The sequence below is a fragment of the Flavobacterium sp. RSB2_4_14 genome (assembly GCF_051547085.1).
GTDB lineage: Bacteria > Bacteroidota > Bacteroidia > Flavobacteriales > Flavobacteriaceae > Flavobacterium.
This window is the reverse complement of sequence record NZ_JBPTTL010000007.1, coordinates 124156-141909: the sequence shown is the minus strand read 5'-3', so window position 1 is coordinate 141909 and position 17754 is coordinate 124156. Positions and strand designations below refer to the sequence as shown.

Here is a 17754-nt window from a genome sequence, read left to right as displayed (position 1 = left end):
AAAAGCGGGAAGTTGGAAGTTAGAAGTTAGAAGTAAATTATCTTCTGACTTCCATCTTCCAACTTCTAACTTTTTTTGTATTTTGGCTAACTGTAAAACCTAACTTATGTCACCAACAACCATACTTATTATCATTATTATTTATTTTGGATTATTGATATTGATTTCCAATATCGTTAGCAAAAAAAGTTCTGACAACGACACTTTTTTTAAAGCCAATAAAAATTCAAAATGGTACTTGGTAGCCTTCGGAATGATTGGCACTGCTTTGTCTGGCGTGACTTTTATTTCTGTTCCTGGTGAAGTAGGCAATCCCGATTTACAGTTCAAATATTTTCAATTTGTTTTGGGAAATGCTATAGGATTTTTAATCATTGCCAAAGTCTTGCTGCCACTTTATTACCGCATGAATTTAACTTCTATTTATAGTTATATAGAACAACGGTTGGGTGTTGTAAGCTACAAAACTGCCGCAAGTATCTTCTTGATTAGTCGAACTATTGGTTCTGCTTTTCGATTGTATTTAGTAGTTATTGTGTTGCAACGTTATGTTTTTGACGCATTTGATGTCCCGTTTGCTTTGACTGTTTTAATTTCACTGGGATTAATTTTCGCTTACACTTATCGTGGCGGATTAAAAACTATTATTATCACCGATAGTCTACAAACCTTCTTTTTAGTGTCTTCTGTTTTTTTAACCATTATTTTCATTTGTCAAAGTTTAGACTTATCATTTTTCCAAGCATTTGAAACTGTGAAGGAAAGTAATTATTCGAAGATTTTCTTTTTTGAAGATTATTTAAAAGGTAATTATTTTTGGAAACAAATCCTAGGCGGAATATTTGTAACCATAGCAATGGTAGGTCTTGACCAAGATTTAATGCAAAAGAATTTAAGTTGTAAAAACATTGGCGAAGCTCAAAAAAACATGTTCACCTTCACAGGAATATTTGTTGTTATCAATATTTTCTTTTTGAGTGTTGGTGCTTTGCTTTATATGTTTGCAGCAAAAAATGGGATAGAAATTCCCATGATTGATGGTGTTGCACGCACTGATTTTTTGTTTCCAGAAATCGCATTGAAATCATTAGGAATAGTTCCAGCAGTGGTTTTTTTGTTAGGATTGACAGCAGCAACTTTTGCCACCACAGACTCGGCTTTAACCGCATTGACTACTTCGTTTTGCGTAGATTTCCTCAGCATGGATAAATCCGAAAACAAAAGCAATACTACCAATGTTCGAACCAGACATTTTGTTCACATTGGGTTTTCATTGCTCATGTTCTTGGTAATAATTATTTTTAATGCCGTGAATGATGCTTCGGTGGTGAAGATGATTTTTAAAATTGCTTCTTATACATACGGACCATTATTAGGATTGTACGCTTTTGGTTTGTTTATGAAATCAAAAACAGTTCATGATAAATTAGTGCCATTCATTTGCTTGATTTCCCCTGCGATTTGTTTCTTTATAAGCAAATATTCGGTGGAGCTTTTGGGGAATTACACCTTGGATAATGAGTTAATCATTGTCAATGGATTTATCACATTTATTGGATTGCTATTAATTAGTAAACCTGCTACAGAAAATACTCGGTATTAGTATTGATTCGTAGCTAATAAAACTAATGTACAAGCAACCTCTACCTTTATTCCATTACTTTGCAATAATTGGTAAAATTCAGGATTTTCTGTTCCTGGATTGAATACAACTCGCTTGGGCTTAGTTTCTATAATGTAGTTATAGTATTCTCTTTGTCGCACTGGATTTAAATATAACGTAACAGTATCAATATTTTTTAGAGGAATGGCTTTTGTTCTAATGGTTATTCCTGCAACATCTCCAGTATTTGAGCCAATTGCTAGTACCGAATGTCCTTTTTCCACAAGCATTGAAATGGCTTTGAAAGCATATTTTTCAGGTTTTTTGGAAGCACCGAGTACTAAAGTTTTTTTGTTTTTCATTGTTTACATTTCTATTTTTCAAAGATAATGGTATCTTTATATTTCATTAGGTTTATTTAACTACAATTTAATATTTAAAGTTGAATTGAAAATTTACCTTTGCCAAAAAAACTATGGAGCTTTTTATTTTTCTATTGGCAGCACTTTTTTCAGTTCTAAATCCCATTGGAACAGTACCAATTTTTGTAGGTTTAACTCAAGATTATACTAAAAGTGAACGCTCAAAAGTATCTTTATTAACTGCTTTGAATGTTTTCATCATTTTAATCATATCTTTTTTTGTAGGTCAGTATGTTTTAGAATTTTTTGGGATAACGATAACTGCCCTTAGAATTGCCGGCGGAATTATTATTGCCAGTTCAGGTTTTGCTTTGCTTAACGGAAAATTCAGTAAAAATCGTGGTATTGATAAAAAAGTGGAAGAAGATATTCAAATGAGAAATTCTATAGCGCTTACACCACTTGCTATGCCTATGCTTGCTGGTCCAGGTTCTATTTCATTATTGATTGCTTTTTATCAAGATCATAACACAGCAATTGAGATTATGTATTCTTCAATAGCGATATTAGTAGTAAGTATTTTAATCTTTGTAATTTTAAGAAGTGCTCATTATTTAGCAAAAATTCTTGGTGCATCAGGAATAGTTGCTATTTCTAGAATTATTGGATTTTTAACTATTGCTATTGGTATACAGTATATTATTAGTTCGGTATTGGCAATTGTACGAGGAATATAGACTTGATTAAATTCCAAATTAAAAATTCCAAATTCCAATAGGTTAGTATTGGAATTTGGAATTTTTATTTTTTGAGATTATAAGTTTTGGAATTTAATCTTTTGGCAAAAAGATTTCCGCCATCATGCATCGAGCACTTCCACCACCACAAGCTTCTATAGTATCCAAACTAGAATGAATAATTTCGACATGTGCTTCTAATTGTCCAATTTGTTTTTTAGTCAAACTTTTATATGCCGACTCACTCATCACTACATATCGTTTGTCGTCTTTTCCTTTTACTTCTAGCATGTTGCCCGCAAAATTGTTTACTTGCTCTTCTGTAATTAAAATCACTTCTTTATCATCTCCACGAAGACTATCAAGCACCATTTTGCGTTCTTTTTTATCATCGATACAATCGGCACAAATCACGGCAAATGTATCTCCTAAACACATCATCACATTAGTATGATAAATCAATTTACGTTCTCCATTTACATTTTGAAATGCTTCAAATAGCACAGGAGTAAATTCCAAATCTTCACAAAATTCAATCATTAATTCTTCATCTGCACGAGGTGAAAGAGCACAATAGGCCTTTCCGTTTTCCCTATCCAAAAGTAAACTTCCTGTACCTTCAAGAAAAATACCATCTTCTTCTGCAGAGGTATAATCTATAATTTGATTAATTACAAAACCCTCATCTTCAAGAATATCTAGAATATCCTCTCTTCTTTCGTCACGACGATTTTCGGCAAACATGGGATATAAAACAACGTCTCCATTTTCATGAAATGAAATCCAGTTGTTTGGAAAAATACTATCGGGTGTGTTGGGTTCCAAAGTATCTTCAACTACCGTAACATTAACACCAACTTTTCTCAGCTTGGTTACAAAATTGTCAAACTCTGCTTGTGCTTTTGCATTAACAGTTTCTGGCGAAAGTCCGTCAAGCACTTTTTGGTAATAATTATTTACCGCGGTTTGTTCGTTCATGCGAAAAGCCACAGGACGAATCATCAATATGGAATTGGTAGTTTGTTTCATGTTTTTAGTCTCTTATTAAAGGTAAGGTCGAACAACGTAAAAGTCCTTCTTGTTTGGCAATTTCTGCATAGGGAATCTCCTCAACGACAAATCCATTATCGCGAAGCCATTTATTTAATCGGGTGAAATTTTGCTCTGAAACAACTACATTTTCATCAATTGAAAAAACATTGGAATTCATGTGATACATTTCGTCACGAGTAATATGAAAGAGATTTTCTTTACCAAAAAGTTTGACTAAGAAAACGTAATCTGCTTCTTCACGAAAGCCACTTTTATATATTATTCCCTTATTTTTTCCAACCGGTTGAAAACAACAATCAAGATGCAGTGCATTATCTCGAGCTTCTAATTTTGATTTTACTAAATCAAATTCTTTAACTTTTTTATGCGGAAATAATTCTTTGATGTACTTGACACCTTGCCAATTGGTTCGTGCTGTTATATAATCTTTATAGTCTGAACCATTATAGGTTCCAATGAAAATATAATCATTCCAAAGCATTACATCTCCACCTTCTATATGCACTTCTTCTGGAGGACGAACCACTTTTGCTGGATCAATTTGGTCAATTATATACTGAATTGCCTCTAATTCTCTTTCTCTATCGGGAAGAATATTGGCTTTAATAAAAATATCGTCAATAACAAAACCGATGTCGCGTGTAAAAATTTGATTGTAGTTTTCAATCATTTCAGGACGAAAAACTTTTACATCATATTTTTGAAACACTTGATTAAAAGCTTCCATTTCTTTAACCATATCTGACTCTATAGGATATGTTCCTGCTAGAATATGTTCTAAAGATTTTGGATCATAGGCTTCATCTGCTGTTGGTGTTGGTCCATTATTTACTGCTGAACCCAAAACGACAGCTCTTAATCTTGATGTTTCGTTTTTAATATTTAATTGTAGCATAAAATAGCTTTTGGCAAATATAAAAAAGCTCCGCTGATTAGCGAAGCTTTTGTTTATAAGTATTTATTAGTAAAAATTAATTCTTAATCAATTTTTCAGACAATAACTGTCCATCTTCAGAAATAACATTAATAATGTATATACCATTAGCATATCTGCTAACATCCAACTGAGTCTTATCTGTTTTTTCTATTGTTTTATTCAAGACCACTTTGCCATCAATAGTTGTTATACTCACTTTATTGAAGCTAGTACCTTTCATAACAATTTCAATAGTACTACTTGACGGATTTGGAATTATAGCAAATCCATTAGCTACTTTCACCAAATTAATAACCTCATCATCAATTACTGTTTGATTTATTGACGTACTTTGATTTTCATTTTTATAAACATAATTAGCCGAACATCCTTCTGGATAAGCTACAAATTGTGAACCGAGAATGGCTTCAAAACCTGGATTTAATTCAACGTAATTTGCTGCATGATAAACAACTCCATTTGATAAAGAATTATCTCCAACTGAAACTATGTTTGCCGCTTTTATCCAATCAGACCTTTCCCTCTGCTTTATTTCAGGAATAGCTAAATTACTGAGATCATCATTTGGCGATGTCAAAGTCAATATTGGATAGCAACAATTATTAAAAGTTACATCTGGACCTATACTTGCTGAAGTGTCTGTGATGTCATAAATAAATGTTCCCGCAGGACAATTGACATTAAATGTGGCATTTAAATTAAACTCAAAATCACCCGATGGCATTGCTCCAAATATACTTGGCAAAACAGCAAAACAAAAGGTATTGGATGTAAGTTGTGATGGAGTATTTATAGTTCCAATGATAATGTTATTCTGTAAAACATCTAATGTTAGTGTATTTAAAGTAGCATTTACAGGTGCTTGATAGGTACCACATACTTGAATTGGTAAATTATTAGACACATCAGGACAATTAATATTAGTTGGATCTAAACTCAATGCTCCAAGTTGAGGAACAGCACAAGTAAAACCACAAATATTATCAATATAAACGGTTCCAAAATGTGCCGAAGGTTGACAATCACTTACCGTAAATTCAATTCTACAAGGTTGATTTAATATATTAGATACATTTAACCGAGCACAAATCCAACCTGTATAAAGAACTCTTCTATTGGTACTAACCACTAAAGTATTAAACAAACAGTTATCAGGATTTGCAATAATACAAATTTCATCAACTATATTATTGAACTGGTCATAAGCTCTTACTCTAAAAAAAGGCTGTATGGGTTGACCATGTGCTGGTTTATTATCCATTATCAGCGAAAAATTAAAATCTATAGTAGATTGATTAATGCTAGGAAAGTAGCGCGACATGGTAGTTTGATCAGAAGAACCCATTCCAAAAGCATTATTCAACTTGATGGATTTATTGCCACCATTAGTATTCAAAGTTGGAACATTTATACTAAGTCCAGCTAGTGTTGGGTCAAATTGTTGGTATCCCGGACTTGTATTATCAATCATTGTAATTGTTGAATTAAAATCATTGACACCTGGAGTAACAACATTTGTTGCCGTTAAAGCAGTAGGTGTTGCACATGACAAAAAAAATGCGCTTCCACTTGCTGGTTGTGGATGTGGATCAGACCAAAATGAATAACCCGCAGTATTGCTTTCAAAATCTCCATTGACACATTGTTGCATTATACTAAGTGGCGGAGGTTTAGCCATGTAATGCTCCTTTTTATCTGGATTTTCATAAAAGAATAATTTTCTCAATTCAACTCTTTTTGCATCTAATAATGCATTTTCTAATTGAGCTTGAGTAAATTCTTCTTCGCTTTTAAGATGGTTTATTACATCCTCACTAATTTCTTGTGATAATTTATAATTTTTGAAATTATCAGTAACAAATTTTATTACTTCTTTTTCGGTCTCTTGAGCCAATGAAATTCTCCCATTTTCAGCTTCCAAATATTCATTGAGCTGTGCCGAAACTGCAGCTGAATTAAAACAAATACAGCTAACCAAAACTATTTTAAATATCTTATACATCTCATTTAGTTTTTTCGATTAAAGCTTTCATTTGAATTTTTAATTCTTCAATTTCATTATTTTGCTTTTCTATTTTTTTGTTTTGATCTATGATATATAATGTCAACTCTTCTATTTTTTCCATTTGTTTGGATTGCATTTCAGCCACATCAATTCCATTTTTTGCTAACACCTCAGCTGAATCAATTCCAGGTAAATGTTTGTTGGCGATTACATATTGCTCTACATCTTTCAATGGCATCAATTTATAATCATTTGCAAAAACATAATCCGCCCAATTTGCTGAACTTCTCAGAGCTACTTTAACTTTTTCTGTCAAAATTCCTCCTTCAACAAAAAGCTTATAGTTACCTGTTGTGCTAGGATAAGCTGAAGAAGAACCTAAATAAATTTTACCATTAGAAGTACTATTAGCTGTATTAAACCAAATATTACTATTATTCATATCCACTACTCTATTACCACTAGTTGTTGTAGCTTGATTTATTACACCATTATTAGCATATAGACTAGTATCGTTTGCACTTACCACAAAAGGCGATGCAGTTACACCAGTTCCTGTTACAGTTACATTTGTTCCTGCAACTACACTTGTCGATGGAAGTGTAAAAGATCCACCACCATTTGAAAGGGTAATGGTATTACCTGTTTGTGTTATTATCTGAGGAACATCTGTATATGTAGGTAACACAACTGAGTTTCCATTTGATATGGATAATGTATTTCCTGTTAATGACAAAGATTGAGCATCTGTATCTGTATCTATAAATGTTGGAAGTGTAAACGAACCGCCACCATTTGAAAGTGTTATTGTATTTTCTGATTGCGAGATAGTTTGAGGAACGTCTGTATAAATAGGTAACTCTACAGAGTTCCCATTAGAAATGGATAATGTATTACCAGTTAATGTTAAAGATTGCGCATCAACATCTGTATCTGTAAATATTGGAAGTGTGAATGATCCACCACCATTTGAAAGTGTAATTGTATTACCTGATTGAGTTATTGTTTGAGGAACTTGTGTAAATGTTGGAACAGGTAAATTCACTGGTGCACTAGCTACTCCATTTACTGAAGTTATTAATTGATTATTGGCATTAATAGTATTAGCTATAGAGTTAACAATATTGGCAGAAGAAATAATACTATTCACATTACTAGTCATCAAATTTGCATTTGAAGTGATTGCATTTGAGTTTACAGCATTGGGCATTTTTTGAAGCACAACATCTCCAGTTGCATTCACACTTAAAAATTTATTAGAACTATTTGCTGTCGTTGGATTAAATTCGCTTGTTAAATTTGTGAACCGAAGTCCTGAATTACCATTTGTTCCATGAGTAATTTCAACTTTGTTATTAGGCGATGTATTACCAATGCCAACTTTTCCTTCCACTAAAAGACCATTTGTTGGAGCAATTATACTTGACGCTTGATTTGTTGATGCATTAGGAGTATAATTTTTCCCAATAACAACTCCACCTTTAATATCTAATTTGTTAGCCGGAATTACATTGTTTCCTAAACCAATTCCTGTATTACCGTTTTTATGAATAAATAGTCTTTGATTTCCAGCACCATCAGCAATAATAATTGTCTTATCTGTATTATTTCCTGCTTTAAAAGCCGTTGAAGGAAGTTTTTCTAATGCTACATACCCAAGGAAAACATTAAAATTACCATTTAACAAATTAGCCGCTGTTTGAGTTCCAATAAAAATATTAGAATTACCAGACTTTAAATGTCTTGGAGTTATAGCACCAATAGCAATATTATCACTCCCAATATTGGTTAATAAAGCAGCATATCCTATAGCTGTATTATTATTTCCAGCAATATTTGCTTCTAATGTTCGATGTCCAAGGGCAATATTACTTGATCCAGAATTGTTATTATACAAACTTCTTGTACCAAAAGCACTATTCAGCCTTCCAATTCCATTATTGGAAAGCGCTTCATTACCAAAAGCAGAATTAAAACCTCCAGTAGAAAACTGTAACGTTCCTAATCCAAAAGCATTGTTACTGTTGCTCGTGTTAAATTGCAAAGCATTTTTACCAAAACCAGTATTAAAATCCCCTGTGTTGTTGGTTCCTGAACCGATACCAGAAAAAGTATTATCAGTTTGACCGTTTGTTTTAGAAATCACCCCAAAAAGAAGTAACGTTGCAAAGAAAAAGTAATTTTTTAATTTCATAACTAAAAGATTTTAAGGTTTTAAAAACCAATTAAAACATATTTTATTTATGATTATGCAGGGTGAGGGTTGACAGGTTGCTGCTTAATTATATTCTAATAAAACAACAATTCAAATGTAAAAGTAAATTTTAAAAATATCCATTAAAAACATATATATTCGATGAAATACATAATTTTTAAAATTATATATGTATTATTCTTATATTAAAAAACAAAAAAGTATTATTTGAAATAGGAAAGTAAAAACTAAAAAAAAACTCCATGCTATTGCAAGGAGTTTTTAAAAGTATTTTAAAAAAAATTATCTTTTATTCATAGGAACAAAATCTCTTAGAGGATGACCTACATAAACCTGTCTTGGTCTTCCTATAGGTTCTTTGTTGATGCGCATTTCTTTCCATTGTGCAATCCATCCTGGTAATCTACCGATGGCAAACATTACGGTAAACATTTCTGTTGGTATACCCAATGCACGATAAATAATTCCTGAATAAAAATCAACATTAGGATATAATTTTCTCGATACAAAGTAATCATCAACAAGAGCAGCAGCTTCTAATTTTTTAGCAATATCTAAAATTGGGTCATCAACTCCTAAAGTACTTAAAACCTCATCAGCAGCTTTCTTAATGATTTTTGCTCTTGGATCAAAGTTTTTATAAACTCTATGTCCAAATCCCATCAAACGGAATGGATCATCTTTGTCCTTCGCTTTTGCCATGTATTTGTCAGCATCACCACCATCTTTTTGAATTTCTTCCAACATTTCTAAAACCGCTTGATTAGCGCCACCATGTAATGGACCCCAAAGTGCCGAAACCCCTGAAGAAATAGAAGCAAATAAGCCCGCATGAGAAGAACCAACTATTCTTACTGTAGAAGTTGAACAGTTTTGCTCATGATCTGCATGCAAGATGAATAATTTATCCAAGGCATTGATTACAACAGGATTTGTTTTATAAGGTCCTGTTGGTAGTTCAAACATTAGGTGCAAAAAGTTTTCTACATAACCTTTAGTATTGTCATAATAGTTTAAAGGATAACCCATCATTTTTCTGTAAGTCCAAGTTGCAATAACCAAAAATTTACCCATGGTTTTGCAAACAGCTTCATACATTTCCTTTTCATTCTCTACATTAACTACTTTTGGATTAAATGCAGTTAAAGCACTTGTAAGCGAAGACAACACACCCATTGGATGAGCTGTTTTTGGAAAACCATCAATGATGTTTTTCATTTCTTCATTTACCAAAGTATATTTTCGAATGTCATTTTCGAAATGCTCTAATTGTTCTTTACTTGGTAATTCTCCAAAAATGACTAAATACGCTACTTCTAAAAAATCAGCTTTTTCAGCTAAATCTTCAATAGCATATCCTCTGTAACGAAGTATTCCTTCTTCGCCATCTAGAAAAGTAATTTCACTTTTGCATGAACCTGAATTTTTATACCCTGGATCAAGGGTAATAGCACCAGTCAAGGCGCGTAATTTTTCGATATCAATGGCTGCTTCATTTTCGCTTCCAACTATTACTGGAAACTCATACTTTTGCCCATCAAATTCTAATATTGCTGTTTTAGACATGATATAAATTAGGGAATTAAATCTTGATAAATTAATAATTTAACAAAATTAGGGAATTCAGAATGAAATAAAAAAGAATTATGACAACGTTTTCGTTAATTATTTGATAAATTTTCTGAAACTAAAAAAGGAGTTGAATTCTAAAAAAATAAATTTTAAAGTAAGTCAGATATAAAAAAAACGTGAGACTATTTATTAATTGCAAATTTTGAAATAAAATCCACTTTATTTTTAATCCATTTTATATTATACAATCCTGCAGCACTCATAATATATAATGCTACGCGTGAAGGAAACATGTATCTTGGTTCCATGTAAGTCAATCCGTGAAATAGTAAAAGTGCTATTATGACTGACCAAAAAAGCCAATACTGTATTAGGTTTTTTTCTTTGAATAAAAATAAAAAAGCACCCAATATAATAATGATGTTTATAGAATTGATAAGTAAAATTATAAACCAATAACCCAAAACACCATGAATTGGTCCAAGTTGAAACTTCTCTGGTTTTACGCTATTGATAAAATAAACGTGACCATAAAAACATTTGACAACAAATTGACGCGTAAACCAAAACGGATGTTCAAAAACATCATTGATTAAAAATTCTCTATAAACATCATTTGAAGTTCTATTCGTTTTAGCCATTATTATTCCTAAAGCTTCACCGCTTTTACCCCAGTTTTGATAATCCTTGCTGTCAGGTCTTATATCACTTTCCCAAAAGCGAAAATCAGTTGGTTCTTCTCTGAATTGAAATCTTCCTTGGTGAGCTACATAATATAAAAGTCCTTCTTGATTGTCATTCGATTTTGTTTTAGTGATTTCTTTGGCCAATTGCAATATTCCGAAACCTAAAAACCCAACACTTAATAAAGTAAGCATTATTTTTTTTCCATAGATTTTGAAAAATTCTTTATTCTTAAAAAAAGCATATCCTATAATTAAAAACCCCAATCCGAGTAGTAACATAGTATTGGGTCTGTTCAAAATTAAAAACCAAATACCTAGTGTTAACCAAATCCATCCAGTCATTTTATTTGGACTATGAAAAGCTTTTGACCAACCATAAAGCGCTAATGCCAATGAAAAAAAAGCTGGTGCTTCGGCAATTATTCCTAGTGAATAATAAATATGTATGGGGAAAATAAAAAACAATAAAACGCTTAACAAACCAACTTCTTTAGAAAAAAAAGAAGTGCCAATTCTAAAAATTAACAGCAAACTTATAGTAGTAATAATGAATGTAAAGACTACACCATACACCCAAAGTTGGTTGTCTGTTGCACCCGATGGTGCCATAAAGTATGCCGGTGTATAGAATAAAATGGGTCCAGGTGCTTTGGTAATCATTACTTTATCATAACCAACATCTCCTTTTAAAAAGAAAGCTAGATTTTTTGCTTCTTCATGAAAAGTAATATCCCCAAAAGGTTTTGCTTTAAAAGGTAAATTAAGAACGATTAACATCATTACTGATGAAATCAAAAGAATAATTAGGTCTATTCTCTTAACAGAAAAATTAATTTTGCTCATTTACAAATTTGACTTGATACTTTAATTCGTGCCGAAAAATAACAAAAAATCCCAAGCTTTCACTCAGGATTTTAATTCTATTTCGAAATTGATTTTTTATGATAAGGCAACCTTAACTTGGTCTGCTGCTTCTTGAAACTGCACCGCAGATAAAATTGGCATTCCAGAATTATCAATTAATTCTTTTGCAATCTCGGCATTTGTTCCTTGCAAACGAACAATGATTGGCACTTTAATAGCATCGCCCATGTTCTTGTATGCATCCACAACACCTTGTGCTACTCTATCGCAACGTACAATTCCACCAAAAATATTAATCAAAATAGCTTTTACGTTTGGATCTTTTAAGATAATTCTAAAAGCTAATTCCACACGTTTAGCATCTGCAGTTCCACCAACGTCCAAGAAATTGGCTGGTTCAAAACCTGCATATTTAATTAAGTCCATTGTTGCCATTGCTAATCCTGCACCGTTTACCATACAACCTACAGTTCCGTCAAGGTCAACGTAGTTCAATCCTGCTTCTTTAGCTTCAACTTCAATTGGGTTTTCTTCTCTAACGTCGCGCATTTCAGCATATTTAGCCTGACGGTATAATGCGTTATCATCAATATTTACTTTGGCATCCACTGCCATAATTTTATTATCCGATGTTTTTAAAACTGGATTAATTTCAAACATGGAAGCGTCAGAACCGATATAAGCGGCATACAAAGCTTCAATAAATTTCACCATTTCTTTAAAAGCATTTCCCGAAAGACCTAAGTTAAAAGCAACTCTTCTTGCTTGAAAACCTTGTAATCCCACTTGTGGATCTATTTCTTCGGTAAAAATTAAATGTGGTGTGTGTTCTGCTACTTCTTCAATATCCATTCCACCTTCAGTAGAATACATAATCATATTTCTTGCAGTAGCTCTGTTTAGTAAAACTGATACGTAAAATTCAGACGTTTCACTTTCACCAGGATAATATACATCTTCTGCAATCAAAACTTTGTGAACCGTTTTTCCTTCAGGAGGAGTTTGCGGAGTAATCAATTGCATTCCGATAATTTGTTCTGAAATTTCAGTTACTTGCTCTAAGTTTTTAGCCAACTTAACGCCGCCACCTTTTCCTCTTCCACCGGCGTGAATTTGGGCTTTAATAACATACCAGCTTGTGCCAGTTTCAGTAGTTAATTGTTTTGCAGCAGCCACAGCTTCTACAGGATTATTAGCAACAATTCCACGTTGTACGCGTACACCATATTTTGCTAAAATTTCTTTTCCTTGATATTCGTGTATATTCATAATGAGGTTTTTGACTTTTAAACCCATCCAAAGGGTGCACAAAAGTAACACATTTGAATGAAACTTTAAAGTGAAAATATACCAATTTAGCACATTTGTTAGTGTTTTTTTTAGGAGCATTTACTTTGACGGCTATATTCCTAATGAATAAACGAAGAATGCTACTTTCATCTAAGCGAAAAACTATAGAAATCGAAAAAATATACTTTAAATAATGACAATTTCACAGAAATGAAAATGGAGTTGGTTTTACTTATTCTATAAACTATCTTTGCAAAAAATTAAAATAAATAGTTTAACATCATGCAACCTAAAGAATTACTAGCACTTGCCGAAGAATTTGGCAATCCATTGTACGTTTATGACGCTGCAATAATCGAGCAACAGTACAACCGTTTGACGACTGCGTTTTCCAAGGTGGAAAAACTTCGTATTAATTATGCTATGAAGGCATTGTCAAATGTTACTGTCTTGAAGCTACTGAAGAATTTAGGTTCAGGTCTTGATACCGTTTCTTTTCAGGAAGTGCAATTGGGTTTACATGCTGGCTTTACTCCTGATAAAATAATTTTCACGCCCAATGGTGTTTCTTTTGAAGAGATTGAAGAAGTAGCTAAACTGGGTGTTCAAATCAATATTGACAACCTTTCGGTGTTGGAACATTTTGGTAGCAAATATCCTAAAATCCCTGTTTGCATTCGTATTAATCCTCATGTAATGGCAGGAGGAAATTCCAACATTTCGGTAGGTCATATTGATAGTAAATTTGGAATTTCGGTACATCAAATTCCGCTGATATTGCGTATTGTTGAAAACACCAAAATGCACATCAATGGCATTCACATGCACACGGGTTCGGACATTCTAGACATTGAAGTGTTCTTGTATGCTGCTGAAATTTTATTTGATGCTGCCAAAAACTTCAAAGAACTAGATTTCCTTGACTTCGGTTCCGGATTTAAAGTACCATATAAAAAAGGAGATATCGAAACTAATATTGAAGAGTTGGGTAAAAAACTAACCAAACGCTTTTTGGCTTTCGAAAAAGAATATGGTCGTGAATTGACCTTGGCTTTTGAACCTGGTAAATTCTTGGTGAGCGAAGCGGGTTATTTCTTGGCTAAAGTAAATGTGATAAAACAAACCACTTCTACCGTTTTTGCAGGTGTTGATACTGGTTTCAACCACTTGATACGCCCAATGTTGTATGGTTCGCAACACACAATAGAGAATATTTCCAACCCAAAAGGAAAGGAACGTTTTTACACTGTGGTAGGTTACATCTGTGAAACCGATACGTTTGCCAACAACCGTAGAATTTCGGAAATTCACGAAGGCGATGTATTGTGTTTCCGCAATGCTGGTGCTTATTGTTTTACCATGGCGTCTAATTATAACTCGCGTTTCAAACCTGCAGAAGTACTTTGGAAAGATGGTAAAGGCCATTTAATCCGTGAGCGCGAAACGATGGAAGATATTTTGAAAAATCAAATATTGATTGACCTATAATTGAAAAGTCCCAAGCAATTGGGACTTTTTTTATGCGACATCTTTTGTACTTAAAGCTTCTCAATACTAAGGTCACGTCAGTTCGAGTGTTTTTATATTTTAAAAATGCAATTTTTGAAATGTAAAAATGTATCGAGAACCATTGTCTTGTTATAGCTTCTCGATATTATTTTCAAAAGCAAAAACTGGCGTTTTCACTTTTAAAAATCACTTCCCGAAGTCTCGGGATAAACTAAAGTGACGAAAGTTAATACCGTCAGTTAAAGTGCAGTTCATCGATTTTCTATAAAAATATTTGGCTATGTAATGCTACCTTTTTAATTTTGGTAAATTCTTGTACATTGTCATAAGTTATCAAGAAGGTTTTTAATTAGATAATACGGGGGAAAACACCTGCTTCACGGCAGGTGTTTTTTTTTATGCAAAACCCTACTAGTGTAGTTCATCGATTTTCTATAAAAATGTTTGGATAGGTAATGCTACCTTTTTAAATTTGATTGTTTTCTTGTTTATATGTCCATAGCATATGAGTTTTAAGATTTAAATTTAATGGTTAATTACACCTGTCTCACAGCAGGTGTTTTTTTTTATGCCATAAAAAAAAGGTTCAAAAGTATCTTTACGAAACCTTAGAACCTTAACACCTTAGCACCTCAACAGCACTATGCTGCCATCAAATTTTTAGGGTCACTAATGGGTGACACACTAACGGTATTAGTAGCAAAAACATAAAAATAATAGACCGTTCCCGGAGTCAATCCGTTGAACACTTTGCGGCGCGATTTGTTGAAATCTTGTCTCACCTGTGGATCGCCTTGTTCTAATATAATTTGACCATTACTCAACTCAGGATTAGCGATAGGCACTCCTTCCGAGCAAACACAGCAGTAGTTCACCGTGCCTTTGTTACTAATTACTGGTATTTCAATAATTATTTGACCCGCTACATTAGTACGTTTCAACAAAAACGTTTCAATTTTATCGAGCGGTGTCGCTCTTTGATAGGTTTCCTTTGAAGGTTCAAAACCACTCAACGCAATAATGGAAACATCTCCATCAGCTGTTGTATCAACATAAGCAGCTAAGGAATCTAATTCCTCCAAAAGATTGTTTTTTGCATTTAAATACGCCGTTTTTTTAGTGATACCATAAGTCGTGTAATCCGCTGCAGCAGCATTGAATGTTTCTTGCGTTCTTGAAAAATCGCCTTCCGAAACAGGTGGCGTTACAAACACTGTTGGGTTGGTATAAATACCATTTTTAACCTGACTGGTAAAGGTATCCAGTCTTGAAGCTCCATACTTGTGGAACTCCAACTTGCAAAATTGATTTGCCATAAATGATTTTTTTAAATGATTATTAAAACATTAAATAAAAAAATGGTACCATTATTTTCAATAACGCAGATTGTGTACCAAATTGTATATTGAAAATGTTAAAATTTACTAAAAATCCTATTTTATATGCTTTTTGGGCTAATAAGTACAGGTCGTGTTCCTAAAAGTATAGGTCGTGCTAAAAAATGTACAGATCAAGCCAAAAAATCATGATTTCTGTTTTAAAAATTATAAGTTCTGTCCCAAAAATGTACAAGACAAAGTCAAAAATGTATAGGTCATACACAAAAATGTAAAACTCGAGCCCAAAAATGTACAGGTTGAACCAAAAAATCATGATTACTGTTTCAAAAATATACAGGTGGAACTCAAAAAAGTATAGGTCGCGGGTAAAAATCATGATGTTTTGAGTAGAACTTATGATTTATTCCGTAGAACTCATCTGCTTTTGGGTTGAAATCATGAATTTTTGAGTGAGAATGTTTTGCTTAGCTCTCTTGTTGATAATTTATTTAGGTAGGAAAATGATTAATGTGGAATATTTTTATATTTTAGTGGTGGAATAAACAAAGTGAAGTAAACATAAGTCTATACACTCAAATTTGGATAGATTGGGGAATGTTTGTTTTTCCAATATACAAGTTGTCAGTAATTTTATCTTTATAAGCAAAATAATATTAAATATAAAAGCATGAAAAACAATTGGTTAGTAACATCTGGAACTGCAAAAATAGAAGAAGAAAAAATCATCTACATACCAACTAGAGGATATGATGCCAATGGTGATGAATTTAATTTAACTGCTCATGTGAATAGTGATATTGAATTTGAAAATGGAACTATCGAATTTAGTTTCAAAGCAAATGATAAATCATCAATCTGTCAATTAGTATTAAATACTGAAAAGACTCCAAGTCTAAATATTGGAATGAACACAAGCGGTTCATTGTTTGGGATAACTAAATATGATTTTGAAGCGCAAAGATGGGAATGGCAAGCTGGTTTAGGTAATCCAGAAACTTTTGAAGTTGATAAAGAATATACTTGTAAAATAGTTGTTTTGGGCTCTAAAGTCACTTTGTATGTCAATAACATAAAAATAATTGATTCTACACAAGATATAAGAAAAGGACAAATTAAGTTTTATATTTCTTCGAGTAATGAAGTAATAATTTCAAAATTGAAAGTCCATAACATCAAACCAAAAGCATTTATTGTGATGCAATTTTCAGATGAATTTAATAACCTTTATACTGAAGTAATTAGACCAATTTGCGAAGATAATAATTTAGAATGTGAAAGAGCTGATGAATTTTACACTTCAACTCCTATAATAGCTGACATTGTTAAATCATTAAATGATTGTTCAATCATAATTGCAGAAATATCTCCAGATAATCCAAATGTATTTTATGAAGTTGGATATGCTCACGCAATTAACAAACCAACAATACTCTTATGTGATAGAAAAAAACGTGATAGGCTACCATTTGATATTTCGGGATTTAGAACACTTTTTTATGAAGATACAATAGCTGGTAAAACAGCTATTGAAAAAAATTTAAAAAAATTTTTAGAAACAATGTTGTAAAACTATTTCCAACT

13 protein-coding genes are annotated in these 17754 nt (G+C 32.5%); 4 read left to right on the top strand and 9 right to left on the bottom strand.

The genetic code is table 11. From position 1 onward, the window contains the following. Window positions 1-106 precede the first annotated feature (106 nt). Window positions 107-1603 (top strand): sodium:solute symporter, encoded by a 1497-nt coding sequence (locus ACSVH2_RS12270; protein ID WP_438093465.1) that lies wholly within the window; start codon window positions 107-109, stop codon window positions 1601-1603. On the opposite strand, the gene ACSVH2_RS12265 is transcribed toward ACSVH2_RS12270, so the two are convergent. After that, window positions 1600-1965: a CoA-binding protein gene (locus ACSVH2_RS12265; RefSeq protein ID WP_438093464.1), complete on the bottom strand. Its 366-nt coding sequence runs from the start codon at window positions 1963-1965 to the stop codon at window positions 1600-1602. The genes ACSVH2_RS12270 and ACSVH2_RS12265 overlap by 4 nt on opposite strands. A gap of 113 nt (window positions 1966-2078) precedes the next feature. Between ACSVH2_RS12265 and ACSVH2_RS12260 the strand changes: the two genes are divergently transcribed. Further along, complete coding sequence (locus ACSVH2_RS12260; protein WP_438093463.1) at window positions 2079-2702, top strand: MarC family NAAT transporter; 624 nt, start codon at window positions 2079-2081, stop codon at window positions 2700-2702. Between the two features lie 93 nt (window positions 2703-2795). Here the strand turns inward: ACSVH2_RS12260 and ctlX are convergent, their stop codons facing one another. The 7 genes from ctlX to sucC all read right to left on the bottom strand — a co-directional run bounded on the left by ctlX (window position 2796) and on the right by sucC (window position 13303). Further along, window positions 2796-3731 carry a citrulline utilization hydrolase CtlX gene (gene ctlX, locus ACSVH2_RS12255; RefSeq protein WP_438093462.1) on the bottom strand — a complete coding sequence of 312 codons (936 nt, stop codon included), beginning with the start codon at window positions 3729-3731 and terminating at the stop codon, window positions 2796-2798. Between the two features lie 4 nt (window positions 3732-3735). Then, on the bottom strand, window positions 3736-4650 hold the full coding sequence (locus tag ACSVH2_RS12250; RefSeq protein WP_438093461.1) for a dimethylarginine dimethylaminohydrolase family protein: 915 nt from the start codon (window positions 4648-4650) through the stop codon (window positions 3736-3738). 76 nt (window positions 4651-4726) lie between these two features. After that, window positions 4727-6694 carry a T9SS type A sorting domain-containing protein gene (locus ACSVH2_RS12245; RefSeq protein ID WP_438093460.1) on the bottom strand — a complete coding sequence of 656 codons (1968 nt, stop codon included), beginning with the start codon at window positions 6692-6694 and terminating at the stop codon, window positions 4727-4729. 1 nt (window position 6695) lies between these two features. Then, a complete protein-coding gene (locus ACSVH2_RS12240; RefSeq protein ID WP_438093459.1) occupies window positions 6696-8891 on the bottom strand; it encodes a beta strand repeat-containing protein in 2196 nt (731 codons plus the stop codon). Window positions 8892-9194: 303 nt separating this feature from the next. Further along, window positions 9195-10478 (bottom strand): citrate synthase, encoded by a 1284-nt coding sequence (locus ACSVH2_RS12235; protein ID WP_438093458.1) that lies wholly within the window; start codon window positions 10476-10478, stop codon window positions 9195-9197. Between the two features lie 188 nt (window positions 10479-10666). Beyond that, window positions 10667-12013, bottom strand: a complete 1347-nt coding sequence (locus ACSVH2_RS12230) for a phospholipid carrier-dependent glycosyltransferase (RefSeq protein WP_438093457.1) — start codon at window positions 12011-12013, stop codon at window positions 10667-10669. Window positions 12014-12109: 96 nt separating this feature from the next. Continuing rightward, complete coding sequence (gene sucC, locus ACSVH2_RS12225; RefSeq protein ID WP_438093456.1) at window positions 12110-13303, bottom strand: ADP-forming succinate--CoA ligase subunit beta; 1194 nt, start codon at window positions 13301-13303, stop codon at window positions 12110-12112. Window positions 13304-13606: 303 nt separating this feature from the next. Between sucC and lysA the strand changes: the two genes are divergently transcribed. After that, window positions 13607-14812 (top strand): diaminopimelate decarboxylase, encoded by a 1206-nt coding sequence (gene lysA / locus ACSVH2_RS12220; protein ID WP_438093455.1) that lies wholly within the window; start codon window positions 13607-13609, stop codon window positions 14810-14812. A gap of 662 nt (window positions 14813-15474) precedes the next feature. On the opposite strand, the gene ACSVH2_RS12215 is transcribed toward lysA, so the two are convergent. Beyond that, the gene (locus tag ACSVH2_RS12215; RefSeq protein ID WP_438093454.1) at window positions 15475-16149 is read right to left on the bottom strand and encodes a fibronectin type III domain-containing protein; all 675 of its coding nucleotides are present in this window, start codon (window positions 16147-16149) and stop codon (window positions 15475-15477) included. Window positions 16150-16840: 691 nt separating this feature from the next. Here ACSVH2_RS12215 and ACSVH2_RS12210 point away from each other — a divergent pair. After that, complete coding sequence (locus tag ACSVH2_RS12210; RefSeq protein WP_438093453.1) at window positions 16841-17740, top strand: hypothetical protein; 900 nt, start codon at window positions 16841-16843, stop codon at window positions 17738-17740. Window positions 17741-17754 lie beyond the last annotated feature (14 nt).